This is a genomic window from Brevibacterium sp. H602, from assembly GCF_051172395.1.
Lineage (GTDB): Bacteria > Actinomycetota > Actinomycetes > Actinomycetales > Brevibacteriaceae > Brevibacterium.
This window is the reverse complement of sequence record NZ_JBPIZD010000044.1, coordinates 1-8,749: the sequence shown is the minus strand read 5'-3', so window position 1 is coordinate 8,749 and position 8,749 is coordinate 1. Positions and strand designations below refer to the sequence as shown.

Sequence of the window (8,749 nt, the reverse complement as noted above, 5' to 3'; positions counted from 1 at the left end):
ACCAGATGGTGACTCGGGATTCGGGAGCCAAGTACATGCCGTCGCCCTCTGCCACGCTGTAGGTGTCGTGGAAGGCAGTCATGTTCTTCACGACCTGGTTGCAGCGGAACTCCTCCGGCGAGTGCGGGTCGATCGAGAGTCGGCGCACACGCTCTTCGGTGCGCATCTTCGACCGCCAGGCCTTCGCCCATGCCTCGAAGAACGCCTTCGCCTGCTCGGCCGACGGCGCCACCGGCACGCCCGGTGTTCCCGCGCGTTCGCCGAGCTCGAGTTCGAGCGCCTTCCACCCGATCGACAGACCACCGAGGTCACCGATGTTCTCACCGACCGTCAGCGCCCCGTTGACGTGCTGGTTCGCATCCAGGCCGGCCGGGACCAGCTCTTCGTACTGGGAGATGAGGGCATTCGTGCGCTCCTCGAACAGGGTCCGATCCGATTCGGTCCACCAGTCGACGAGGTTGCCGTCACCGTCATAACGCGATCCCTGATCGTCGAAGCCGTGACCGATCTCGTGGCCGATGACCGCGCCGATCGCTCCGAAGTTCGCGGCGACATCACCGGAGGCGTCGAAGAACGGCGGCTGGAGGATGGCTGCTGGAAAGACGATCTCGTTCATCACCGGGTGGTAGTAGGCGTTGACCGTCTGCGGGGTCATCAGCCATTCCGTGCGATCGATGGGTCCGCCGATCCGCTTCACCTGCCGCACGTGTTCGGCCTGCGAGCAGCGACGCACGTTGCCCACAAGGTCGGAGGAGTCGATCGCGGCCGGGTACTCCCGCCACACCTCCGGATAGCCAACCTTCGGGGTGAACTTCGAAAGCTTGACCAGGGCGCGTTCCTTCGTCTCCTCGCTCATCCAGTCGAGTTCTCGGATCGACTTGTCGCAGGCCTTGATGAGCATGCCCACGAGGTGGTCGATCGCGTCCTTGGACGACGGCGGGAATTCGGAGGCGACGTAGAGTTTGCCCACGGCCTCACCGAGGTAGCCCTCGACGAGGCTGACCCCGCGCTTCCAGCGCTCTCGCAGGGCCGGAGTGCCCGAGAGAGTGCGGGAGTTGAAGTCGAAGTTCTCCTCGACGAATTCATCCGACAGCAGCGAGGCGGTGTCGGAGACGACGACGAAGCGCAGCCAGGTCTTGATGGTCTCGATGTCGGTCTCCGCCCACACCTTCGCCATACCCGTGACGAACGAGGGCTGGGAGACCACGAGGTACTTCAGATCGGACGCATCGGCGGTGAGGATCCCCAAGTAGGAGTCGAAGTCGAACTTGGGCCCGAGGTCGCGCAGCTCGGAGATCGAATACTTGTTGTACGTCTTCTCCGCATCACGGCAGGCCACGCGGTCCCAGTGGTGGCGGGCGAGTTCGGTCTCGAACGTCATCACCTTGGCGGCCACCTCGGCGTCGGTGATCCCGGACTTCTCACCGAGGCCGGCCAGGGCAGCGATCTTCTGCACGTGCGCGAGGAACTTGGCGCGCACCTCGGCGTGATCGTCGTTGAAGTAGTAGTCCTCGTCGGGCAGGGAGATGCCTGCCTGGACGAGGTAGAGGGCGTAGACGTCGGAGTCCTTCGCATCGGCGGTGACGTATCCGCCGAGCACTCCGCCGATGCCTTCGGTCTCCAACCGGGCGAGCAGGGCGGCGAGCTCTGACTTGTCCTCGGCGGCGTCGATGGCGGCGAATGTCGAGGTCAGCGGGGCGACTCCGAGTTCGTTGATGCGATCGACGTCCATGAACGAGGTGAACAGGTCGGCGACCTTCTGCCCTTCGGAGCCGGGCTCCTGCGGGGCGTCGGACACGGAGGTGATGATGTCGCGGACCTTGGTCTCGGCGGTGTCGAAGAGCTCACGCATGGCTCCGTCGCCGGCACGGTCATCGGGGATCGTGAACGAGTCGATCCACTCGCCGTTGATGTGCTGGTACAGGTCGTCCTGAGGCCTGATCGAGGTCAGTGAGGTTTCAGAAGTCATGGCCCCACAGTATCGTGATCAGAGCCCCGCACGCCCTGCCCGAGGAGGAGAGTATGAGTCTGGCATCCGTCGTCTTCGTGTGCACCGGCAACATCTGCCGGTCCGTCACCGCCGAACGTGTGCTCGAGCATCACCTGGCCGATACCGGCGCCGAGGCGGTCGTCGACTCCGCCGGGATCAGCGACGAGGAGGCCGGCAATCCCATCGACCCACGTCAGGCGCGTGTGCTCGGCGCCGCCGGCTACCGCACCGACGATCACGTCGCCCGGCAGATCACGCCCGAATGGTTGGCCGAACGCGACCTGGCGGTGGCGATGACCGCCCGCCACTATCGTGCCCTGGAGCGGATGATCGCAGGCCTTCCCGCCGAGGCGGCCCCGGAGCTGCGGATGCTGCGCGAGTTCGACCCGCGGGTGGAGGGCATCGAGGGTGCCGGTGCTCCGGCACCGGATGTCGAGGATCCCTGGTACGGCGAATTCAAGGATTTCGAAGAAACTCTTGAAACAATTGAAGTGTCCGTGCCGGGAATCACGGATCGTCTGCGCGCGCTGGCCGCGAAAACTCAGTGATACTAGTAGGCACAAGCTTGCTGACACGACCGACATCGCAGGTACGCCTCGAAGGAGAAACTCTCATGACTCGTCTCATGACACGACAGAACTGGTCCGCTCTCAGGCTGGGCTTCGCCGCCCTGCTGGTGGCCGCGATGAGCGTGTTCGCTTTCGCCCCCGCCGCCAGTGCGCACGATCAGCTGGTGTCGTCGAATCCCGAGGACGGTGCCGAACTCGATCAGCAGCCCAAATGGCTCGAGATGAACTTCTCCGGCGACATCCAGGAAGTCGGCTCCGAGGTCAAGGTCGTCGTCGACGGCAAGGACGTCTCCGCAGGTGAGCTGACCGTTGAGGGCAAGAAGCTCAGCGTCGCTCTGCCCGATGACCTCAAACCCGGCGACTACAAGGTCACCTGGCGCGCGGTGTCGCAGGACGGCCACCCGATCTCCGGTGACTACTCGTTCGCGATCAAGGATGCCGAAGGTGCCGGCGGTGACGTCAAGGAATCGTCCGGAGAGTCGACGAAGGCCGGACTCGGCGGCGGAGTCGTCGATGAACCGGGCAAGGACACCGAGGATCGCGGCGAGATCGGCGAGTCCACCGGCAGCGATTCCGGAATGTCGACGCCGATGATCGTGCTCCTGTCCGTCGGCGGCCTGGCCATCATCGTCATCGTCGTTCTGCTCATGCGCCGCAAGTCCCAGGGCCTGCCCGGCACCAAGGACAACTGAGCGAGGACTCCCACACAGCACTTCAATCACGAGGCCCTGAACGCGAAGAGCGTTCGGGGCCTCGGGGTATTCGGATCGTGAGGCGGGTCGGCGGCGATCTCGTTCAAGGGGCAGCGCGGTTATGGCGAGGTACACCGGTTGATAAGTGCGCTTCGGCTTGAACGAGGGTCGAGTGAAGCGGGTGGGCTTGATCGAGAATCGGGTTCGACAGGTGCGCTTGTACGAGACACCGCCGTCAGGGGGTGAAGCGCAGGAGACGGTCGTCGTCCGGGCCGGGTTCTCCGCGACCGTCGGTGTTGTTCGTCAGCACCAGCAGCGAACCGTCGGGCGCTTCGACCACATCGCGCAGTCGCCCATGCTCGCTGGTCCAGAGTTCGTTGGAAGCCGAGAGAACGTCGAGCGGCACCTGGTGCAGGCGCTCACCACGCAGCCCGGCGATGAGGATGCTGTCATCGGTGACGGCCAGTCCGCTGGGGCTCGCTTCGTCGGGGGACCACTGCTGCACCGGGTCGATGAAATCGCCGTCCCCGCCGGTCGAGCCGTCGTCACCCTCGACGATGCCTTCGACCTCGGGCCATCCGTAATTCCCGCCGGCTTCGATGACGTTGAGCTCGTCCCATGTGTCCTGCCCGAATTCCGAAGCATACATCGTCCCCTCGTCATCCCACCCGATACCCTGCGGATTCCGGTGCCCCATGCTGAAGACGAGCGAATCGCCGAACGGGTTGTCCGCAGGTATGTCGCCGTCGGGCGTCATGCGCAGAATCTTCCCCGACAGCGCGGTTTCCTCCTGCGCACTGTCGCGATCGCCCGTATCGCCGAGCGTGGCATAGAGCATCCCATCGGGCCCGAAAGCCAGCCGCCCGCCGTTGTGGAAATTCGCGGTCGGCAGTCCGTCGAGGATCGTCTCCTCCTCACCCAGGGACAGGTCCCCGGCCTCGCCGAGGAGGTCGAACCGCACGATCCGATTCTCCGTCCCAGCGGCGAAGAAGGCATAGAGCGGTCATCGTCGACTGCGAGACCGTGGAGGCCGGCCTCACCCGAGGCTGAGGCATCATCGATCCGACCGGCCTCGCGAGCGTCGCCACCTGCGGAGACTTCGAGGATACGACCGGAATCGCGTTCGCTGACGAGCATGGTCTGCCCGTGGAAGGCGATCGACCACGGGGATTCGAGTCCGGTGGCGACGACCTCGGGAGAGTCTGCGCCAGGTGCTGACGATTCTGACCCGGCGTCGGAAGATCCTGAACCACGGCTCGCCGAGGCGGTTCCCGACTCCTCCCCGCCCCGATCGTCGGCCTCGCCGGAGTCCGAATCGGAGGAGCAGGCGCTGAGGACGACGGCCAGGGACACTGCGGCTCCGGTGAGAAGCCGTCCGGTTCGGTGCTGTGCTGGGGCGCTCATGATCTCTCCTTCGTCGGGGAGTCCTGCGTCGGGGAGTCCGGTTGAACCAGACTATCCGCCGGCTGCCTGCGAACTGAACCTCTTGCCGCGGACTGGGATCGTCTGCCCAGGAATAGAACCGTCTGCTCGGACTGTTGCCTCACGTGACTGAAATTCTGCGATCGCCCTCTGCGCTCGCACTGCACGCCCACCGAAGGAGCCTTCCGCCTTGTCCGTTCCGTTGAACATCCTCGATCTCGTCTCCATTCGGGAAGGAGCTGACGCGCGCGAAGGCATTGCCGAATCGATGACGAACGCGAAGCTCGCTGACGAACTGGGATATAAGCGCCTGTGGTTCGCCGAGCACCACAACACGATGGGCCTGGCCGCCAGCGCCACGGCCCTGCTCATCTCACAGGCCGCCTCGGTGACGGAGAAGATCCGGGTGGGATCCGGCGGTGTCATGCTGCCCAATCATGCCCCGCTCATGGTGGCCGAACAGTACGGAACGCTCGCGAACATCCACGGGCCGCGCATCGACCTGGGCCTCGGCCGTGCACCCGGCACGGACGGGATGACCGCGCAGGCGCTCGCCCGGTCCTCGGCCGAACCGCAGGACTTCGCGCAGAACATCTATGACATGCAGGGTTGGTTCTCCCACACCGGGCAGGCGCACACGATGCCGATCAAGTCCGCGGTCTCGGCGGGGATGAACGTGCCCATCTGGGTGCTCGGATCGACGATGAACGGCGCCTCGATCGCCGGCCAGCTGGGCCTGCCGTTCTCCCTGGCCTCGCACTTCGCACCCGACCAGATCGACATCGCAATCAAGACCTACCGCGATTCCTTCACCACCGACGCGCCCACCGCGCAGATCGACGAACCCTACGTCATGGCCGGGATCAACGTCATGGTCGCCGACACCGACGCCGAGGCGGCCCGCCAGTTCACCTCGGTGCAGCAGATGTTCAATGACATGCGCACCGGCCGTCGCCGCAATCTGCAGCCCCCGGTCGACCCGGCCGAGATCTATGCGCAGGGCGGGACCAGCCCGATGCTGTCTATCAGCGCCGTCGGCTCGCCCGATACCGCGACCGCGCAGATGGCCGAATTCGTCGAACGCACCGGCGCCGATGAGCTCATCACCGTCACCTACGCCTACGACCCTGAAGTGCAGCGCCAGTCGCTGAAACTGCTCGCCGACGCCTGGTTCTGAGGCTCGGAGCCGTGTCCGCGTGGCGGCGCGCTGAGCTGGGAACTGCCTACTCCAGCACCCGGACATAGTCGGAGAGGTCGGGTTCGACGTCGGTGAGCGTGCGGGCTGTGGACAGGACCGTCGACTCCATCGCCGAGGCGGCCCTGGTCGCCCGCACGTCCGCGCGCTTAGCGAGGCTGACCGTGCGCGGCAGGCGCGGATCGACCAGCGGCACCGAATCCAACCGGGGCCGGTCGACGAGGACCATCGCCGGGACGATCGCGACCCCGAGACCACGCTCGACGAAGCGCAGAGCCGCATCCATCTCCACCCCCTCGACGACGACTCGTGGTATCTGGCCGGCTGAGTCGAACGCTGAGGAGGTCGCCTCCCTGAGGTCGTAACCGTGATGGAACAGGACCTGGGGTCGGTCGGCCACCTCGGCGAGCGTGATCCGATCGGTCTGCGCACGGTCCGAGGTGAGCAGGTCGGAACCGGCGGCGGCGATGACGACGAGATCCTCGGCAAGGATCCCGCGCAGGCTGAGCCTCGGCATCTGCGGGGCGAGGTCGAAGGTGCGGGTGATGAGCGCAAGGTCGAGATCGCCGCCGGCCAGTGACTCGATGAGCTCACGGGAGCCCTTCTCGACGAGCTCGAGTTCGACGCCGGGATGGGCCGTGTGGAACCGGCTGATCGCCTCGGCCACGAGGCTCACGCACAGGGTCGGGGTCGCACCGAGCCGGACGCGACCGCGCCGCAGACCGGCGAGCTCGTCCATGTCGCGGCGGACCGCCTCGGCATCGGCGAGCATTCGTTTCGCCGTCGGCAGCAGGGTCTGGCCGGCGTCAGTGAGTGTGATGTGTCCGTGTGCGCGGTGGAAGAGCTCGGCTCCGAGTTCCTTCTCCAGCGTCGAGATCTGTCGGGACAGGGAGGGCTGGGCCAAGTGGAGCGTCGCGGCGGCTTTCGTGAAATGGCCGGTGGCGGCCACCTCGGCGAAGCTTCTCAGCTGTTCGAGGTTCATGATCGGTCTCCATGCAGGTCAGACATGGCAATAGTGTATCGCTATCGACTTGACTCAAACAATGCATTGGACGTATGGAACGGGCGGTTCCATAGTGGAATTCATGAACACCACACAGGGCGGATCCCGCCGAAAAGAACACTCCATCTCCACCTCGGTGCTGGTCATCGGAACCGGCGGATCGGGTCTGCGGGCCGCGATCGAGGTCGCCGAAGCCGGCGCCGACGTCCTCGCTGTCGGCAAACGGCCGAAGGAGGACGCCCACACCTCGCTGGCAGCCGGCGGCATCAACGCGGCCCTGGCGACGATGGACCCGGACGACACCTGGCAGCAGCACGCGGCCGACACGATCAAGGAATCCTATGACCTCGCCAACCCCCGCACCGTCGAAATCGTCACCCAGGGAGCAGCCGAAGGCATCGCTGACCTGGAGCGATATGGAATGGACTTCGCGAAGGAGGACGACGGTCGGATCTCTCAGCGCTTCTTCGGCGCCCACACCTGGCGTCGCACCGCTTTCGCCGGCGACTACACGGGGCTGGAAATCCAGCGCACCCTCATTCGTCGCGCCGAAGCCCTAGACATCCCGATCCTCGACCGCGTCTACATCACGAAACTGCTCGTCGCCGACGGCCGCATCTTCGGCGCCTTCGGTTTCGACGTCATCGACGGCACCGGCTACCGAATCTACGCCGACGCCGTCATCCTCGCCGCCGGCGGACACAACCGGATCTGGCGACGCACCTCCTCACGTCGGGACGAGAACACCGGTGACTCCTTCCGCCTGGCCGTCGAAGCAGGCGCTCGACTGCGCGATGCCGAACTCGTCCAGTTCCACCCCTCGGGCATCATCGAACCCGAGAACGCGGCCGGCACCCTCGTCTCCGAAGCGGTCCGCGGTGAAGGCGGAATCCTGCGCAACGGCCTGGGGGAGCGGTTCATGGAACGCTACGACCCACAGCGCATGGAACTCTCCACCCGCGACCGGGTGGCGCTCGCCGCCTATACGGAGATCGCCGAGGGGCGCGGCACCGAGAACGGGGGAGTGTGGCTCGACGTCTCCCACCTGCCGCGCGAGACCATCATGAACCGGCTGCCGCGGGTGTTCCAGACGCTCATGGAAACCCAGATGCTCGACATCACGGCCTCGCCGATCGAGATCGCCCCGACCGCGCACTACTCGATGGGCGGAGTGTGGGTCGACCCGGTCGACCACAGCACCGATGTCGAAGGATTGTGGGCGATCGGTGAGGCGTCGTCCGGTCTGCACGGGGCGAACCGGTTGGGCGGGAATTCGCTCATCGAACTCCTCGTCTTCGGTCGGATCGTCGGTCGGTCAGCCGTTGCATACTCCGATTCGTTGGAGGCTCAGGTGCGGTCGCACGCTGCGGTGGACGAGGCCCGGGCGGAGATCTCCGATCTGCTGGCCTCCGAGGGCACGGAGAACGTGCGGGCCCTGCAACGCGAGGTCCGTAACCTCATGACCGAGCACGCCGGAGTCGTCCGTGACGAGGCCGGACTGCTCGCCGGTCTGGAGAAGCTCGCCGGGATCGAGGCGCGGATGGCTGATGTCGGCATCCACCCGGACATCGCCGGATTCGCCGACCTCTCCCACGCCTTCGATCTGCGGTCCTCGGTGCTCGCGGCACGGGCGACGCTCGAATGTGCGCTGGAGCGTCGGGAGACCCGCGGCTGCCACAACCGCAGCGACTACCCGGAGCAGGACCCGGACCTGCAGGTCAATTTGGTCTGGTCCCCGTCCACCGGAGTCGTCCGCGAGTCGATCCCTGAAGTTTCGGCGGATGTCGCGGCACTCATGCACACCGGCGAAATCAGCCAAGAAGGCAAACTAGTCGAATAATTGCTACCTGACGGCGGCCCAGCAACCTCGCGCGAGGT

Annotated in this window: 7 protein-coding genes; 4 read left to right on the top strand and 3 right to left on the bottom strand. The window is 65.6% G+C overall.

All coding sequences use genetic code 11. The features are described 5' to 3' along the window. Positions 1–1,969: M13 family metallopeptidase (locus tag ACSBQT_RS17725; protein WP_435002194.1), on the bottom strand; the 1,969-nt coding region annotated here is incomplete at its 3' end. A 53-nt stretch (positions 1,970–2,022) separates the two neighbouring features. Between ACSBQT_RS17725 and ACSBQT_RS17720 the strand changes: the two genes are divergently transcribed. Together ACSBQT_RS17720 and ACSBQT_RS17715 are read left to right on the top strand one after the other, a co-directional pair. Further along, a complete protein-coding gene (locus tag ACSBQT_RS17720; protein WP_435002193.1) occupies positions 2,023–2,538 on the top strand; it encodes a low molecular weight protein-tyrosine-phosphatase in 516 nt (171 codons plus the stop codon). Positions 2,539–2,603: 65 nt separating this feature from the next. Continuing rightward, on the top strand, positions 2,604–3,251 hold the full coding sequence (locus ACSBQT_RS17715) for a copper resistance CopC family protein (RefSeq protein WP_435002192.1): 648 nt from the start codon (positions 2,604–2,606) through the stop codon (positions 3,249–3,251). A gap of 235 nt (positions 3,252–3,486) precedes the next feature. Here ACSBQT_RS17715 and ACSBQT_RS17710 read toward each other — a convergent pair whose 3' ends face one another. Then, positions 3,487–4,212: a PQQ-dependent sugar dehydrogenase gene (locus ACSBQT_RS17710; protein WP_435002191.1), complete on the bottom strand. Its 726-nt coding sequence runs from the start codon at positions 4,210–4,212 to the stop codon at positions 3,487–3,489. Between the two features lie 651 nt (positions 4,213–4,863). Between ACSBQT_RS17710 and ACSBQT_RS17705 the strand changes: the two genes are divergently transcribed. Then, positions 4,864–5,850, top strand: a complete 987-nt coding sequence (locus ACSBQT_RS17705) for an LLM class flavin-dependent oxidoreductase (RefSeq protein ID WP_410709735.1) — start codon at positions 4,864–4,866, stop codon at positions 5,848–5,850. A 46-nt stretch (positions 5,851–5,896) separates the two neighbouring features. On the opposite strand, the gene ACSBQT_RS17700 is transcribed toward ACSBQT_RS17705, so the two are convergent. Next, the gene (locus ACSBQT_RS17700) at positions 5,897–6,850 is read right to left on the bottom strand and encodes a LysR family transcriptional regulator (RefSeq protein ID WP_435002190.1); all 954 of its coding nucleotides are present in this window, start codon (positions 6,848–6,850) and stop codon (positions 5,897–5,899) included. Positions 6,851–6,953: 103 nt separating this feature from the next. Between ACSBQT_RS17700 and ACSBQT_RS17695 the strand changes: the two genes are divergently transcribed. Then, positions 6,954–8,711, top strand: coding sequence for an FAD-binding protein (locus ACSBQT_RS17695; RefSeq protein ID WP_435002189.1), 1,758 nt, complete (start codon positions 6,954–6,956; stop codon positions 8,709–8,711). Positions 8,712–8,749 lie beyond the last annotated feature (38 nt).

What these genes read in the sequence shown, in the direction of transcription:
- ACSBQT_RS17720 (WP_435002193.1), top strand. Translation starts at nt 2,023, where the DNA reads ATGAGTCTGGCATCCGTCGTCTTCGTGTGCACCGGCAACATCTGCCGG.
- ACSBQT_RS17695 (WP_435002189.1), top strand. Translation starts at nt 6,954, where the DNA reads ATGAACACCACACAGGGCGGATCCCGCCGAAAAGAACACTCCATCTCC.
- ACSBQT_RS17700 (WP_435002190.1), bottom strand. Translation starts at nt 6,850, where the DNA reads ATGAACCTCGAACAGCTGAGAAGCTTCGCCGAGGTGGCCGCCACCGGC.
- ACSBQT_RS17715 (WP_435002192.1), top strand. Translation starts at nt 2,604, where the DNA reads ATGACTCGTCTCATGACACGACAGAACTGGTCCGCTCTCAGGCTGGGC.